Here is a 15,163-nt window from a genome sequence, read left to right as displayed (position 1 = left end):
CATCCATCACCTGATGGATTCCGTCCGCTCCGATCCGCTATCCTCGATGCCCATGAGCGCCCTGCCCGAGGACAGCCCCCGCGAACGAATCCTGGCGACCGCCACCCGGCTGTTCGCCGAGCGCGGCTACGACGCCACCAGCACCCGGGCGATCGGCGACGCGGTCGGCCTCAACATCGCCACCGTCGCCTACCACGTCGGCGCGAAGCCCGAGCTCTACCGCGAGGTGATGCGCCGCGCCCACCTGGCCCAGCGCGAGGTGGTCGCCGAGGCACTGGTCCGGCTGCACGCCTGCGACCCCACCCCGGAGGAGACCCGGGCCGCGCTGCTCGCCTTCGTCGACGACTACCTGACGTTCTGCCTGCGCCGCCCCGAGGTCCCGGCGCTGTGGATGCGCCGCTGGCTGGCCGAGGGCGCCGACCACTCCGACATCGAGAGCGAGTTCGCCGGCCCGCTGGTCGCCGAGGTCGCCGCCGCCGTCCGCGCCGTCCTCGACCGGGCCGGACTCGGCCCCGGCGCCGACGTCGAGATGCTGGTCTTCACCATCGTCTGGACCTCGCACTCCTTCGGCCAGGCCGGCGTCATCGACCCGGCCGGCACCCGCCGGGGCCCGCTCGACCTCCCCGTCCTCGACCGCTTCCGCCGCCACCTGCACACGGTCGTCACCGCCGTCCTCGACCAGGGCGCCTGAACGGCCGCCGCCCCCGCCGTCCCGACGGGCGGGAGGGCGGGGGCGGCGGGGGCGGGCGGCGCGCGGGCCGAGCGGCCGTCAGACGGCCGGGTAGGAACTCACCTTGAAGTTCCCCGTCCCGCTCTGCGCGGCGTCGGGGAGCACGTAGAAGGTGTACGTGCCGTCCACCGGCAGACCCGTGTACGCCAGTGGCGCGGTCTCGACGCAGGCGCTGCGCCCCAGCGCCTCCGGGACCACCACCCGCCCTCCGGGGCCGACCAGCGCGTAGCTGTCGGACTCGCAGCGCAGCGTCCCCGCCGTCCCGTTGGTGATGTACACCGACTGCCCGGCCGCGGCCTGGAAGGAGAGCGCGATCCGCCTGCCCGGCGCCGCCTGGGCGATCGCCACCGGGGTCGGGGCGGGGGCGTCCACCGTGGCGGCGACCTGCTCGTAGCCGCTGCGGAGTTGGAGGTTGACGGCGGCGTACTGGACGGTGTCGAGGGTCAGGTAGAAGGTGTAGGTGCCGCTCTCGGGGAGTCCGGTGAGGGGGAGCAGCGTGCCGGTCACGCACTGGTTGACGGGCGTCGAGGGGACGACGATCCGGCCGCTCGGCGAGATCAGCGAGTAGGTGTCGGAGGCGCAGCGCATCGTGTTGCCGTTGCCGCTGTTGAGGTAGACCGACTGCCCGGCGGTGCCGGTGAAGGTGACCGCGATCCGCTGTCCGGCCTTGGCGGTCGGGACGGAGAGCGGCACGGCCGGGCCGTCCACGGTGGCGGCCTTGGTGGTGACGGTGACCTTCGGGACGCCGCCGGGTGCGCCGGCCAGCCAGAGGGTGACCGGGCCGGCCGAGTAGGCGAAGGGGCTGAACTCGATCTGGTAGTCGCCGCTGACCGGCAGCAGGGTCGGGGCGATCAGCACCTGCGGGCAGGTGCCGGGGGCCTCGTCCTCGGGGCAGGCGTTGTACGGGACGGCGACGCCGACGGCGGTCCGTACGCCGTGCGGGTCGTAGAGGGTGAGGGTGCCGCCGGTGGCGCCGGTGATGCCGAGCAGGCTGACGGCGGAGCCGGCGGTGGCGGTGAAGCCGAGCCGCATCGCCTTGCCGGGGGTGGTGACCGGGATGTCGAGCTGGATCGGCAGTCCGTCGACGCCCAGCCCGGCGTTGATGGTGCTGCCGTAGAGCTGGATGCCGACCGGGCCGACCGCGTCGGCGGACGGGGTGATCAGCAGGGTGTAGCGGCCGGTGGCGTTCAGGTTGGTCGGGGTGAGCCAGCGGGTGGGGAGGCCGAGGGCGATCGCGTCGGCGGTGCCGGTGGCGATCCGCTGGCCCTGCCGGTCGTACAGCTCGACCCTGGCGCCGAAGCCTGCGGTGGAGCCGTTGACGTAGAGGCTGTCGCCGGCGGTGCCGTCGAAGGTCACCGCGATCCGTCGGCCGGCCTGGTCGGCCGGGACGGTCAGCGACAGCGGGGCGCCGTCGATGGTGGCGGTGGCGGTGAGTTCGTCGAGCACCTGGAACCGGAGGTCGCCGACGGCGCCCGCGTCGGGCGTGACGACCAGGGTGTAGGTGCCGTCGGTGTTCAGGGCGACCGGGTCGATCCAGCCGGTGGCCTGGCCGGCCGAGGTGGCGGAGAACCTGGACAGTGCGATCCTGCTGCCCTGCGGGTCGTAGAGCGCCACCGCTCCGTCGAACGCCCCCGCCGTCCCGTTGACGTGCACCCGCTGTCCGGGCGTCCCCCGGAACGTCGCGGCGAGGCCGCGCCCGGGCTGGTCGGCCGGGATGGTGCGGGTGACCGCCGGGCCGTCGACCGCGGCGTTGACGACCGGGTTGTCCAGCACCTGGAGCCTGACCTGGCCGGTGGCGCCGGCGTCCGGCGTGAGCACGACGGTGTAGGTGACCTGCGGGCCGCCGATCGCGGCGCTGATCGCGGGCGAGGTCAGCACCTGCGCCGCGACCGTGCCGGTCGCCCCGGCGGCGGGCTCGGCCCGGACCGTGTACGTGCCGGTGACCGGCAGGCTGACCGGGTTGATCCAGCTCTCGGCCTTGCCGCCGTTCGACTTGGAGCTGACGCTCGCGGCGAACGTCACCAGCGCGAGCAGCAGACCCCACCAGGGCCTCGTCTTCAACGCGTCCCCTCGGAACGATCACGCGCACGTCGCGTCCGCGCGTTTTCGGCAGGGGGACGCACCGGACGCCGTCCGGCGCCCGGTGGTTCGAACACCCCCCGTGAAGCGGGGCCATTGAAGCAGCCCGCCGCCCGGGCCGCAATCATGATCGTCCGCAAGTCCGACTTGTCGTCAGATAGCGGTGGCGGCAGGGAAGTCGGCGGGCTGGACAGGGACCAGGTACCGGGATCCGGCCACCGCTCAGGTGCCGGCGGCCTGCCGGGAACGACTCACCGCGAGGACGGGGGCGACGGCGGCGCGGAAGCCCGGCCGGTCGTCGCCGTAGGCGGCGGACATCGCCCGCAGCCACCAGGTGGTGATCACCGCCTCCCGGTCCGCCGGGTCCTCGACCGGGCCGAGCTCGCCGTGGAACCGGGCCCGCTCCTCGTACGTCAGGCCCTGCCCGATGCCGTTGATGCTGCGCGGCACCCGCAGCGTCCCGGACTGCGCCGTCGCGGTCATCGCCCCGCCTCCCCTGCCTTGCCCGTCCTGCCTGCCACCCGTCTGCTGCTCAGACGGTAACCCGGACGGCCCCGATCCGTCTGCCACCCCGCACCGCCGGTCTCACTCGCAGCCGCCCCGGCGCCAGTCGTTCGAGCTGCCCCGGCCCGCGTGCCCGGGGTCGTCCGGGGACGCCTCGCCGGGCGCGAGCGCCTTGGCGTGGCCGACCAGGTTGACGTACTGCCACACGCAGGCGTACGTGCCCGAGGTGCCGTTGTTGAACCAGGACCGGTCGTTGTTGTCGATCGCCCAGTCGCCCCAGGAGGCGTTGTCGCCGAGGAACCGGTACATCCGGCCCCGGAAGTCGGGCTGGTCCCACACGCACAGGTAGCCGGACGGGCAGGCGGCGGTGCCGGTACGGCCGTGGGCCGCCTGGGCGGAGCCGGCGGGGAGCAGGGTCGCGGCCATGGCGATGGCGGCGGCCATCGCGGTCTTCACGCGCAGGCGCATCCGGGGGTGCCTCTTCGGTTCGGGCGGCGGAGGCCGCTCGCGGGGTCGGTCGGACGCGAACGTATCCCGCCCCGCCACCGGGAGTTGGGCCGAATGCGGCCCCTGCGGGGGAGCGCCCGAAGCACCGGGGGCGAGCCCCGCACCACCCCGCTCCCCCTCCGCTGCCCGCGCGCCCGCCCGCGCATCCGCCCGCGCATCCGGCGGCCCGGGAGGTGGCGGCGGGGGTCCTCCGGCCGACCGCGCCGGCTACGCCTCCAGGTGGAGTCCGAAGCCGGTGCGGCCGGCCGGTTCGAGGCCGGGCTTCAGCTGGAGGGCGGGGATCTCGTAGTCGCCGAAGTTCTGCCGGCGGTAGCGGACGGGAGCGGTGGTCTCCAGGGTGCGGAGGCGGTGTTCCCAGGCCGCGGCGACGGCCGGGTAGTCGGCGGGGTCGAGGCGGTCGCTGCCGTGGACGACGAAGGGCGGGAGGACTTCGAGGCCGGGGTAGTGGAGGATGCCGTGCTGGATCGGGAAGAGCAGGTCGTCGATCGGGCCGTTGATGCCGCGCGGCGCGTAGTGCGCCTCGGGGCCGCCGACGGTGACGGAGAGCAGCGCGCGGCGGCCGGCCAGGGTGCCCTCGCCGAAGCGTTCGCCGTACTTGGTGTCGCTGTGCTCGCCGACGCCGTAGGCGAAGCGGTAGGTGAAGACCCGGTCGACCCAGCCCTTGAGGATGGCGGGCATGCTGTACCACCAGAGCGGGAACTGGAGGATGACGGTGTCGGCCCAGAGCAGCTTCTCCTGCTCGGCGCGGACGTCGGGGGTGAGCGTGCCGGCGTCGAAGGCGCGGCCGGAGTCGAGGGGCACCTTGAGCGGGCTGGAGGCGTGCGGGCCGTAGTCGTCGGCGTCCGCGGCGGCCTTCCAGCCCATCGCGTACAGGTCGCTGACCCGCACCTCGTGCCCGGCGTCCCGCAGGACGGTGACGGCGTGGTCGGTCAGCGAGCCGTTCAGCGACTTCGGTTCGGGGTGGGCGTGGACGATCAGGGTCTTCACCGGGGGCTCCTCGGTTGCGGTCGGTTGCTTGCCTCGACCACGATCCTGGCGGCCGCGGCGGCCCGCGTTCAGGGACGGGAGGTCCGTAGGACCGGGCTTCCTGGTACTCGCAGGGCCACCCGGGGGGACGCGGCGGCGGGCGATACTGGGCGGCATGGACGATCTCGCGGGCTTCCTGCGGACCCGGCGCGCCCGGGTCGATCCGGCGACGGCCGGCATTCCGACCGACGGCCGCCGCCGGGTGGCGGGGCTGCGGCGGGAGGAGGTGGCGCACCTGTCGGGGGTGAGCGTCGACTACTACGTGCGCCTGGAGCAGGGCCGGGCCACCCAGCCGTCCGAACAGGTGCTGGACGCGCTGGCGCGGGTGCTGGGCCTGGACGGCACCGAGCGGGCGCACCTGCACCGGCTGGCCCGGCAGCCCCGGCGGCGGGCGAAGGCGCCGGGCGGGCGGATCCGGCCGGAGCTCCTGCGCGTCCTCGACCTGGTCCAGGGCGCGCCCGCGATCATCATGGACCACCGGATGGACGTGCTCGCCGGGAACCGGCTGGCCGGGCTGCTGTACGGCCGGCCGGAGCTCGCCGGGCTGAACACCGCCCGGCACATCTTCCTGGAGGAGGGCGAGCGCGGCCTCTACGCGGGCTGGGAGTCCTGCACCCGGGACGTGGTCGGACACCTGCGGCTGGCCGCCGGCAAGTACCCGGACGACCCCGGACTCGCCTCGCTGATCGGCGAGTTGGCGATGGGCAGCGAACGCTTCCGCCGCCTCTGGGCCCGCGCCGACGTGCGCGCCCGCACCCACGGCAGCAAGGCGTACCGGCACCCGCTGGTCGGGCTGCTCGAACTGCACCAGGAGAACTTCGCCCTGCCGGACGGCTCGGGCGCCGAACTGCTGGTCCTCTCGGCCGCCCCGGGCAGCCCGGCCGAGGACGGACTGCGCCTGCTCGCCGGCCTGGCCGCGGACACCACGGCCCCCGCCCGCCCGGCCCCGGAGGAGGCCCGGGCGGGCGAGCAGCCGTGACGGCTCGCCCCGCGCGCGGTGCCGGCGAGCAGCCGTGACGGCTCGACCCGCCTGCGCGGGGCCGGTGGACAGCCGTGACGGCTCGACCCGCGTGCGCGGGGCCGATGGACAGGCCGCGGCGGCTCAGCCCGCGTGCGCGGCCAGCGCCCGTGCGACGGTCTCGGCCAGCGGCGTGGTCGGGCGGCCGATCAGCCGGGCGAGGTCGCCGCTGCCGCCGGCCAGCAGGCCGCGGGCGATGCCGGACACGTCCACGTCGACCAGGATCTCGGCGAGCGGCCGCGGCAGGCCCGCGCCGGTGAGCAGCGCGAGGTTGGCCTCGGCGGGCAGTTCGTGGTGGGCGACGGGGCGGCCGCTCTGCCGGGACAGTTCGGCCGCGTACTCGGCCAGCGTCCAGGCCCGGTCGCCGCTGAGCTCGTACGCCCGGCCCTCGTGGCCCGCGCCGGTCAGCACCTCGGCCGCGGCGGCGGCGTAGTCGGCGCGGCCGGCCGCGCCGACCCGGCCGCCGGCGGTGCTGCCGGCCACGCCGTGCTCCAACTGGACGGGGATCAGGGCGGTGTAGTTCTCGGTGTACCAGCCGTTGCGCAGGAAGGTGTACGGCAGGCCGGAGTCGAGGACCAGCCGCTCGGTGGCCTTGTGCTCGTCGGCGAGCCGGAAGTCGGCGTCCGGGCCGCCGAGCACCCCGGTGTAGACCAGGCGGGCGGCGCCGGCGGCCTGCGCGGCGTCGATCACCGCGCCGTGCTGGGCGGTGCGGCGGCCGATCTCGTTGCCGGAGATCAGCAGCACGGTGTCGCCGGGGCGGATCGCGTCGGCCAGCGTCTCGGGCCGGTCGTAGTCGGCGGTGCGCAGTTCGACGCCGCGGGCGGCCAGGTCGGCCGCCCGGTCCTGGTCGCGGACGGCGGCGGCGACCTCGGCGGCCGGGACGCGGGTCAGCAGTTCCTCGATGACGAGGCGGCCGAGCTGACCGGTGGCGCCGGTGACGACGATGCTCATGGTGATGCGGCTCCTGAACGGGGACGGCGGGGGACGACGGCTTGCTTGTCTCACCCCAGGAAAGTCACTAACCAATCGGAAGTACCCACCTTCGAGTAAGCTACTGTCATGAACGCCAGGGTGAAGGAACTGACCGGCGGGCTCCCCGTCGACGTCAACTCGGCCGCCTGCGCCTCCCGGGGCATCCTCGAACACGTCACCAGCCGCTGGGCCGTCCTGGTGCTCGCCGTGCTGCTGGACGGCACCCACCGGTTCAGCGAACTGCGCCGCGCGGTGGGCGGGGTGAGCGAGAAGATGCTGGCCCAGACCCTGCAGACCCTGGAGCAGGACGGCCTGGTCCGGCGCGAGGCGCACGCCGTGATCCCGCCGCGCGTCGACTACTCGCTGACGCCGCTCGGCGAGGAGGCCGCCCGGCAGGTCTGGGCGCTGGCCCGCTGGGTGGAGTCCCGCGTCCCGGAGGTGCTGGCGGCCCGGGCGGCCCACGCCGAGACGAAGGCGCGGGCGCAGTCGCAGCCCCAGTCGCAGAGGCAGCCGCAGACGCAGGCGGAGGCGCGCCCGAGGCCGTCCGGACGCGTGGCCGGGGGCCGGGCGAAGGCGAACGACGCTGCCGCGCAGGCCGGTTGACGAGGTCTCGGAAACGCGTCCGAACGGCTTCGGGTGCGACCTATACTCCGCTGGTGAGCAACGAGATGCCGCCGCCGACCCCGATCAGGTGCAGCCACTGCGGGCACACCGGCCTCCACCAGGGCTTCCTGGAGGACGACGGCCAGGACAGCGCGGGGGACGTCCGGTGGATCCCCGGTCCGGTCGAGCGCGGGCCGCTGGGCGGTGCCAAGCGCTTCAGCCGGGCGCGGTTGCAGGTCGACGCGTTCCACTGCCCGTCCTGCGGCCACCTGGAGCTGTTCGCCCGGCAGCAACTGTTCTGAACCGCCCGCGTCGCCGTGGCCGGCGCCGACCGGCAGGGCCGGTGGCCACCGGCTCTGCCGACGGTCCGTCAGTGACCGCTGCGGTGGGCCGGAACCGGTCTTCCGCCGCCGCTTGACGGAGGCCCGCGGCGTCCACCATGGTGTGGTCCACTCCCTCGCACCGCTGCCCCTCGTCGCCCTCCCCACCGGAGACACGGTATGCGTGCACCCTCCCGCCCCTTCCCGGGCCGCCGTCGGACGGCCGGGCCCGCCTTCGGGACGCCGGGGTGCCGTGCGGGTCGGCCCGGCGGCGCGGGTGTCCTTCCGCCGCCGGCAGGGGCAGCGACAGGTCGCGCCGCGCCGGCCGCGTACGGGCGGCGCTCCCCCACCCACCCGAAGGAGTCCCCGATGCGCACCCCCGTCCCTCCCGCTACCCCCGTCCCTCCCGCCACCCGCAGGCCCGCCCGCAGACCCGCCCCGCGCGGCGCGATCGCCGGGGCGGCGGCCCTGGCCGCCGCCGCGTGCCTGTTCACCCTGGGCGCCGACCCGGCCGGGGCGACCGGCCAGGAGGCGGTCACCAATCCGCTGTTCCAGTCGCCGCCCAGCGAGGGCTGGACCTGTGAGAGCGGCGTCAGCTGGTCCTACGACACCAGGGTCGAGGGCCGCCCCGGCGCCTACGACTTCGCGGGCTGCACCCAGCAGGTCACCGTCCAGCCGAACCACATCTACGACTTCAGCGCGTTCGTCTCCGGCGCGTACGCCTTCGTCGGCGTCTCCGGCCCCGGCATCGAGCCGGTCCAACTGTGGGCGAACTCGCCGAACCTGACCCAGTTGCGGCGCAGCGTGACGACCGGGCCGGACGCCCGGACGCTGACCGTGTACTTCCACGGCTGGTACGGGCAGGGGCCGTACCAGGTGCGGCAGGTCTCGCTGTACGACACCACGCCGGTCTACATCCCGCCCTGCCCGGGCGGTGGCGCCTCGCTGCCCACCTCGCCGGCGCCGACGCCGACGCCCGCCTCGACGCCCGTCCCCCTCGCCGCGCCGAGCGGGGCGCCCCTGCCGCCCTCGCCCTCGTCGCCGGTGTCGCCGCCGCCTTCGTCGGTATCCCCGTCCCCGAGTTGCCTGCCGCGTCCCTGACGGTTCGTCAGGGGTGGTTCGGCGCGGTCCAGTCGGGGTCGCGGCCGAGCAGGCGCAGCACCAGGGCGAGCGAGTCACCGGCTCCGTCCCCGTCCCCGGCTCCGGCCGGGGACGGCAGGGCGGGGGCGAAGGCGGCACCCGGGGCTTCGCGGGCGGGGCCGGCCGGGACCTGGCGGGCGATCGGGAGGACGGCGGCGGGCAGGCCGGGGGCGAAGTCGGGTTCGGCGCCGATCGAGACCGCGACGTCCCAGCCGTGGACGACGTAGTCGAGGAAGTGGAAGCCGATCGCCTGCCGGCCGGGGAACGGGCCGCCGTCGCGGATCTCGGGCAGCCAGAAGGCGCGTTCGAGGACGCCCTCTTCGGCGAACGCGGCCTCGACCTCCGCCACCGAGGCGGCGAACACCCCGGCCGGGTCGTCGCCGACCGGGCGGTCCGCCCAGTCGGCGAGGTCGCGGCCGCCGCCCCGGGCGGCGGCCGCGAAGCCGTGGTTCTGGCCGGTCATGTGGGCGAGCAGCCGGCCGAGCGTCCACGAGCCGCAGGGCGTCGCGAGGCCGAGCATGCCGGGGTCGATCCGGTCGACGAGGGAGCGGGCGGTCGCGAGCGCGCGGGCGTCGAGGGCCACGAGGTCGAGTCCGGGGGTGTCCACAGCCTGGTTCTGCGTCATGCCGCCGAGCCTACCCGAGATTTCAGCACGATCGTGCGAATTCATCCGCCGGACCGCCACCCACCCCCGAAACGGCGAACACGCCAGCGGGCCCCGGCCGCACCGGCCCAGAACGGGAAGTGACCGCCCTCCGGCGACCCCGACACACGCGACTACCGGTTCTGCCGGACTCACCGTCGCCGTCAGCACACGCCAGAGGCCCTGCACGGCCAGGAAGACCGCACGGAGCATCGTCGTACGCGGGACCCACCGGGCAGGTGCCCGAACCGCTGGGCTCAGTCCCATGCGATCCGTTGGCCCTCGGCGCTGACGGCCACCCGCAGCCGCTCGCCCGCGGGCTCACCCGCGACGCGCCACCGGGTGATCAGCTCGGCCACCGCGCCCCGGACCCTCGGCGGAGACGGGCACCTTGCGGTGCTCGCGCGCCCAGTTGGCGAGGGCGCACATGTACACCGTGGACCGGACGGCACGGTCGAACCGCCAGAACACCAGCGCGTCGTAGCCGTCCGGGTCGTTCAGCCAGCGGGAGAGAGCTGCGGGCGCTCCCACCGGGACGTCCTGGACACGCTGACGTCAAGGTCCACCGCTTCGCGCAGCGCGTCACCCGCGCCGAATGCGACCCGCCGCTCTGCGCCTGCGTGGTGGCACGCTTCCCGCTGGCGTTCGGGGCGGCATTGATCGGAACGGCCCCGCTCTGGGAGGATGTCGTCCATGACGAACCAACGAAAGGGCCATGGCGCGTAGACGGCCAGGCCAGGTGCGCGCCAAGTTGTCGCACAGGCTCCGCCCCGAGCAGAGCAGGAAGATCCTTTCTGGGGTCTCGGCGCGCACGCAGAGTGAGATCGCCGCGTTCGAGGATTCACATGCGTGGCCGGGAGCCGTCGCCGACGCGATGGCTCGGTGGGGCGGCACTGTTCACGGCCCGGCCCGCAGGCTGACGGATCCACAGGTCCGCGGCTGCGGAGTCGAAGCGTGCTGTCCTTCCGACGCCCATCCACGAGAGATGCTGGAGCAGGCCCTGCGCGGGCTGCCGACCGGTGCGTCGCGGGAGCTCCGACGGCTGGTGCGTCCGCTTGACGAGGTCTACTGTTCCCGCACGATCGTGGACTCCCATGGCGATCCGTCTCAGCCGTGGTGGACGCGGAGATGCTGAAGCCCGGACAGGGGGATGCCTCGTAAGCGCCCCTCCGCGGTCCGGCCGGAGTCCGGATCATGCCTTCGGTGCGGCACCAGGCAGGACTACTGCGAACGGTTCGACGCAGCGCTGTGCGTGGTGTGCGACGAATGGCGTGAAGGAGTCTGCGGTGACCCCGATTGCGAGTACTGCCGACGACGGCCCGAACGGCCGAGCCTTGCCTGGGAACACACCCGAGCAGAAGCCGTCTTGCGTCGCGCGGCCCGGCTGGCCAACCGCCGCTCGCTCCGGTCCCGGCCGAGGAGCCCGGTCACCTGATGGTGGTCGGACCCCTCGACCGGGTGTTGCGGGGCCACTTGCCGACGGGTGGGCCAAGGAGGTGGGCTTCGGGGTCGACACCGCGGCGGTCCTGGAAGCGCAGGTCGGAGCGGGCGGCCTTGAGGGCTCCCTCGGCGTTCAGCGCGCGTTCGCACCAGGTCGCCTCGCGGGCGTCGTCCTGGTCGGTGAGCGTGCGGGTCCGGCGTTCGCCGGCCCGAGCCGTCACCGCGGCGACGGCGGCTCTGGCCTCGGTGTTGTCGTAGAGGCAGGTGCGCGAGACGTCCGCGCGGCGGGCGACGGAGGCGACACCGCCCCGGGCCTTCTCGCGTCGGAGCCGGGCGACGGCCCGGTGGACGCGCTCAACAGCGGTTTCGCTCTTGCGGCGGCGGGCGGCCAGGGCCGCCGCGGCGCGGGATTCGGGGACGGTGGCGCGGAAGGCCGTGGATCGGACACGGTGGAAGTGGTCCCGGGGCTTGCGCGGGTCCAGGGCGAACTCGTCGCGGCTGTGGCGGTCCGGGGTCTTGCGCCGGCGCTCGGCGAGGACCCCGCAGAGGCGTTCGGGCATGCGGATCGCGGCGTCGTAGTTGCCGACCTTGGCCTGGTCGTGCCAGAACATCTCCAGCCCGCCGTAGCGGCCGATGCAGTCCCACCGCACCTGGAGCACCTCGCCGATGCGGCGGCCGGTGGTGACGGTGCTCTCCCCGATGTCACGGACGCCCTTGTCGTTGGGGTCGTAGGTGGCCGCGATTCGGTCTTGTGCGCGGCCCGCCGGCTCGGATGCCGCTGACACAGCCGCAGGTCGTTGCGGGCCGCAGGCCGTTCAGGGCAGATCTGGCAGATGGTCCCTGTCGCCCCGAGGCGCCGGTCCGGCCCCTGGACGGCCGAAACGAAGGCTGCCCTGCCGACCCCGCGCTCGCGGTGCTGGGCCCACTGCCGCTGATGCTCCGGGCACAGATCCGACCCGCCCGTCCGGCTGCGTTCACACTGGTCGACGACGCGTGTCCACCGGCAGACCGCACGGCCGGGTGGGGTCTCGATCACGTCGGGACGGTAGACCGGGTCGAAGGTGGGCCCGCCGACCGGCGCGGGAACTGCGGGCACGCCCCGGACCACGGCCCCGGCGAGCGGCGGCTGGCCGGCCCCGGTCACGGCGAACAGCAGCGGGTCGGCGGACGGGGGTCAGTCGATGCAGAACTCGTTGCCCTCGATGTCCTGCATGGCGATGCACGAGTCGTCGCCGCCGTCGTACAGCAGCCGCACCCGGACCGCGCCGAGCGGCAGCAGCCGGGCGCACTCGGCCTCCAGCGCGGCCAGCCGCTCCTCGCCGACCAGGCCGGTGCCGACCCGGACGTCGAGGTGCACCCGGTTCTTGACGACCTTGCCTTCCGGAACGCGCTGGAAGTACAGCCGCGGCCCGACCCCGGTGGGGTCGGCGCAGGCGGCCCACCCGCCGCGCTCCGCGGCCGGCTGCCCGGCCTCGTACTCCTCCCAACTGGCGGCGCCCGCCGGGGGGTTGGATTCGTAGCCGAGCACCTCGCACCAGAAGCGGGCGAGCCGAACCGGCTCCGCGCAGTCGAACGTCACCTGGAACTTCCTGAGCACTGCCATGGGCGGCACCCTAACAACACGTCAGCCCGGCGTCGTCCGAATATCGGTCGGCGGTTCGCCCGCGCGGGGCGCTAGGTTCTCCGGCATGGGGACGTTCACCACTTGGAGCCTGGACGGCGCACCGGCCGAGGGCCCACCGCCCGAGCTGTCGCCCGAGTTGGCGGCGGCCTGTGCGGCGGTCGGCCGGGACGTGCTGCGGACGGCGGGCGGGCGGCTGCCGGCCGGGGTCGACTGGGTGCTGGCCGAGGACGACGTGTACGGGACGACGCTGCTCGGCTGGCGGGCGGCGGACGGGCCGCTGTTCGCCCGGTCGCTGCCGGTAGCCGCCGGTGACGCCGAACTTGCCTGCTTCGTCGCCGAGTTGGTGCAGGACCACCTGGCGGGGTACACGTTCACCCAGTGGCCGTCCTGCCCGGGGCACGCGCACCTGCTGCGGCCGGCGGCCGGGGACGCGGGCGGCTGCTGGTGGGTGTGCCCGGGTTCGGGGCGGCGGGTGGCCGCCGTCGGGGGCCTGGGCCCCTGCGGCGGCCCTCCGGCGGGCCGTCAGGCGTAGAAGCGGGAGACGCTCTGCAGGACGGCGGCGGGCTTGGTGGCGCCCTCGATCTCGATGGTGCCGTCGACGGTGATCTGCAGGCCGCCGGGCACCTCCTCGACCTCGGCGAGGCGGGCGGTCAGCCGGATCCGCGCGCCGGCCTTGACCGGGGAGGGGAAGCGGACCTTGTTCAGGCCGTAGTTGACCTTGGTGGTGACGCCCTCGACCTCCAGCAGTTCGGTGAAGAGCGGGATGAACAGCGAGAGCGTCAGGTAGCCGTGCGCGATGGGCGCGCCGAACGGGCCGGCGGCGGCGCGCTCGGGGTCGGTGTGGATCCACTGGTGGTCGTCGGTGGCGTCGGCGAAGGTGTCGATGCGCTGCTGGGTGACGTCGAGCCAGCCGCTGGCGCCGAGGTCGGTGCCGGCCAGGGCCTTGAGGGCGTCGAGTCCGTTGACGGTGATGGCCATGGAACTGCCTTTCTGGGTGGGAAGGGGGAAGGAGGGTCAGCCGTCGTGCCGGGCACGGAGCCGGTGCTTGAGGATCTTCCCGGAGGCGGTGCGCGGCAGTTCGTCCGCGAGCAGCACCGTCCGGGGCAGCTTGTACTTGGCGAGGACGCCGGCCAGTGCGGCGAGCAGCGCGTCCGGGTCGACGGCCGCGCCCGCGGCGGGGACGACGACGGCCCGGCCGACCTCGCCCCACTTGGGGTCGGGCACGCCGTAGACGGCGCACTCGGCGACGCCGGGCAGCGCGAGCAGCGCCTCCTCGACCTCGGCGGGGTAGACGTTCTCGCCGCCGGAGATGTACATGTCCTTGATCCGGTCGGCGATGGTCAGGTAGCCGTCGGCGTCGGCCCGGGCGGCGTCGCCGCTGCGGAACCACTCGCCGTGGAACGCCAGCCCGGTGGCCTCGGGCAGGCCCCAGTAGCCGGGGCCGACGTTGGGGCCGCTGACCAGGACCTCGCCGACCTCGCCGAGGCCGGCCTCCCGCCCGTCCGCGGTGGTCAGCAGCACGTCGGTGAAGAAGTGCGGGACGCCCGCGCTGCCGGCCTTGCCGGCGGTGTGCTCGGCGTCCAGGAAGAGCACGCCGGGGCCGGCCTCGGTCATGCCGTAGCCCTGCTGGAAGGAGAGGCCGCGGCGCAGGTAGGTGTCGATCAGCGGGCGCGGCACGGGCGCGCCGCCGCAGTTGAGGATCCGCAGGCTGCGCAGGTCGGCGTCGGCCCAGCCGTCCTGGCGGGCCATCAGGTCGTACATGGTCGGCACGCCGAACATGTAGCTGATCCGCTCCCGGGCGATCAGTTCCAGCGCGCCGGCCGGGTCGAAGGACTCGGTGAGCAGGCAGGCGCCGCCCTTGAGCAGGACGGGGAGGGTGAGCATGTTCAGTCCGCCGGTGTGGAACAGCGGGGCGGAGACCAGGGCGACGTCGTCGGCGAGCAGGTCGGTGTCGACCAGCACGTTGTAGGCGTTCCAGGTGAGGTTGCCGTGGGTGAGCATGGCGCCCTTGGGACGGCCGGTGGTGCCCGAGGTGTACATGATCAGGCAGGTGTCGTCGAGGCCGACCGGCTCGTCGATCGGGGTGCGGTCGGCCCCGGCCAGCCAGGACTCGTACTCCTCGCCGGTGCGCACCGTCACCGGCACCGCGCCGGACGGCACCAGCGGGGCGCAGCCGGGCGCGTGGATCAGCGCCCGGGCCCCGCAGTCGTCGAGCTGGTGGGCGATCTCGGGCAGCGCGAGGCGGGTGTTCAGCGGGACGAACAGCGCGCCGAGCAGGCCGGCGGCGAACAGCGTCTCCAGGAAGGAGGGGTGGTTGGGGCCGAGGTAGGCGATCCGGTCACCGCGGCGGATGCCGGCGGTGCGCAGCGCGTGGGCCAGCCGGGTGCTGCGTTCGTGCAGGTCGGCGTAGCTGTGGCGGTGGCCGCCGTGCACGAGGGCGGTGCGGTGCGGGGTCTTCCTGGCGCGGCGGGCGGGCCAGGAGCCGATTCCCTGGTTGCGCATGAGGGTGGGGGAGCCTTTCGGGGCGCGGGACGGCCGGGTGCGGGTGCGGGTCCGG

At 74.6% G+C, this 15,163-nt stretch carries 16 protein-coding genes and 1 pseudogene; 6 read left to right on the top strand and 11 right to left on the bottom strand.

The genetic code is table 11. From position 1 onward, the window contains the following. The first annotated feature begins 52 nt into the window (after positions 1–52). Positions 53–691, top strand: a complete 639-nt coding sequence (locus KSE_RS37095) for a TetR/AcrR family transcriptional regulator (RefSeq protein ID WP_014140546.1) — start codon at positions 53–55, stop codon at positions 689–691. 78 nt (positions 692–769) lie between these two features. Here the strand turns inward: KSE_RS37095 and KSE_RS37090 are convergent, their stop codons facing one another. The 4 genes from KSE_RS37090 to KSE_RS37075 all read right to left on the bottom strand — a co-directional run bounded on the left by KSE_RS37090 (position 770) and on the right by KSE_RS37075 (position 4,807). Beyond that, positions 770–2,791 carry a hypothetical protein gene (locus tag KSE_RS37090; RefSeq protein ID WP_014140545.1) on the bottom strand — a complete coding sequence of 674 codons (2,022 nt, stop codon included), beginning with the start codon at positions 2,789–2,791 and terminating at the stop codon, positions 770–772. A gap of 240 nt (positions 2,792–3,031) precedes the next feature. Then, entirely contained in the window at positions 3,032–3,292 is a 261-nt protein-coding gene (locus KSE_RS37085) for a hypothetical protein (protein WP_014140544.1), read from the bottom strand. Between the two features lie 102 nt (positions 3,293–3,394). Beyond that, complete coding sequence (locus tag KSE_RS39170; RefSeq protein WP_014140543.1) at positions 3,395–3,781, bottom strand: peptidase inhibitor family I36 protein; 387 nt, start codon at positions 3,779–3,781, stop codon at positions 3,395–3,397. 246 nt (positions 3,782–4,027) lie between these two features. Further along, a complete protein-coding gene (locus tag KSE_RS37075) occupies positions 4,028–4,807 on the bottom strand; it encodes an NAD(P)H-dependent oxidoreductase (protein ID WP_014140542.1) in 780 nt (259 codons plus the stop codon). Between the two features lie 154 nt (positions 4,808–4,961). Here KSE_RS37075 and KSE_RS37070 point away from each other — a divergent pair, with 154 nt between their 5' ends. Beyond that, a complete protein-coding gene (locus KSE_RS37070) occupies positions 4,962–5,825 on the top strand; it encodes a helix-turn-helix transcriptional regulator (RefSeq protein WP_014140541.1) in 864 nt (287 codons plus the stop codon). A 123-nt stretch (positions 5,826–5,948) separates the two neighbouring features. On the opposite strand, the gene KSE_RS37065 is transcribed toward KSE_RS37070, so the two are convergent. After that, positions 5,949–6,815, bottom strand: a complete 867-nt coding sequence (locus KSE_RS37065; protein WP_014140540.1) for an NAD(P)H-binding protein — start codon at positions 6,813–6,815, stop codon at positions 5,949–5,951. A 108-nt stretch (positions 6,816–6,923) separates the two neighbouring features. On the opposite strand from KSE_RS37065, the pseudogene KSE_RS37060 reads away from it, so the two are divergent. The 3 genes and pseudogenes from KSE_RS37060 to KSE_RS37050 form a co-directional block, all read left to right on the top strand. Next, positions 6,924–7,319: pseudogene (locus KSE_RS37060) on the top strand (winged helix-turn-helix transcriptional regulator); the annotation flags it as partial. Between the two features lie 173 nt (positions 7,320–7,492). Then, positions 7,493–7,741, top strand: coding sequence for a hypothetical protein (locus KSE_RS37055; protein WP_014140538.1), 249 nt, complete (start codon positions 7,493–7,495; stop codon positions 7,739–7,741). Between the two features lie 387 nt (positions 7,742–8,128). Continuing rightward, positions 8,129–8,860: a carbohydrate binding domain-containing protein gene (locus KSE_RS37050; RefSeq protein ID WP_014140537.1), complete on the top strand. Its 732-nt coding sequence runs from the start codon at positions 8,129–8,131 to the stop codon at positions 8,858–8,860. 7 nt (positions 8,861–8,867) lie between these two features. Here KSE_RS37050 and KSE_RS37045 read toward each other — a convergent pair whose 3' ends face one another. The 4 genes from KSE_RS37045 to KSE_RS37035 form a co-directional block, all read right to left on the bottom strand. Continuing rightward, entirely contained in the window at positions 8,868–9,524 is a 657-nt protein-coding gene (locus KSE_RS37045; protein WP_033259494.1) for a TIGR03086 family metal-binding protein, read from the bottom strand. Positions 9,525–9,863: 339 nt separating this feature from the next. Further along, complete coding sequence (locus KSE_RS42530) at positions 9,864–10,073, bottom strand: hypothetical protein (RefSeq protein ID WP_014140535.1); 210 nt, start codon at positions 10,071–10,073, stop codon at positions 9,864–9,866. Between the two features lie 896 nt (positions 10,074–10,969). Continuing rightward, positions 10,970–11,767 carry a hypothetical protein gene (locus KSE_RS45430; protein WP_014140534.1) on the bottom strand — a complete coding sequence of 266 codons (798 nt, stop codon included), beginning with the start codon at positions 11,765–11,767 and terminating at the stop codon, positions 10,970–10,972. Positions 11,768–12,156: 389 nt separating this feature from the next. Next, entirely contained in the window at positions 12,157–12,585 is a 429-nt protein-coding gene (locus KSE_RS37035; RefSeq protein ID WP_014140533.1) for a VOC family protein, read from the bottom strand. Between the two features lie 85 nt (positions 12,586–12,670). Between KSE_RS37035 and KSE_RS37030 the strand changes: the two genes are divergently transcribed. Then, positions 12,671–13,138, top strand: a complete 468-nt coding sequence (locus tag KSE_RS37030; protein WP_014140532.1) for a hypothetical protein — start codon at positions 12,671–12,673, stop codon at positions 13,136–13,138. Here the strand turns inward: KSE_RS37030 and KSE_RS37025 are convergent. Next, positions 13,129–13,584 (bottom strand): MaoC family dehydratase, encoded by a 456-nt coding sequence (locus KSE_RS37025; RefSeq protein WP_014140531.1) that lies wholly within the window; start codon positions 13,582–13,584, stop codon positions 13,129–13,131. The two genes, KSE_RS37030 and KSE_RS37025, sit on opposite strands and share 10 nt — an antisense overlap. Positions 13,585–13,620: 36 nt before the next feature. After that, on the bottom strand, positions 13,621–15,108 hold the full coding sequence (locus tag KSE_RS37020; protein WP_014140530.1) for an acyl-CoA synthetase: 1,488 nt from the start codon (positions 15,106–15,108) through the stop codon (positions 13,621–13,623). Positions 15,109–15,163 lie beyond the last annotated feature (55 nt).

This window comes from Kitasatospora setae KM-6054 (assembly GCF_000269985.1).
GTDB classification, from domain to species: Bacteria; Actinomycetota; Actinomycetes; order Streptomycetales; family Streptomycetaceae; genus Kitasatospora; species Kitasatospora setae.
Note: the sequence above shows the minus strand (reverse complement) of the source record. Positions and strands in the feature narration are given on the sequence as shown.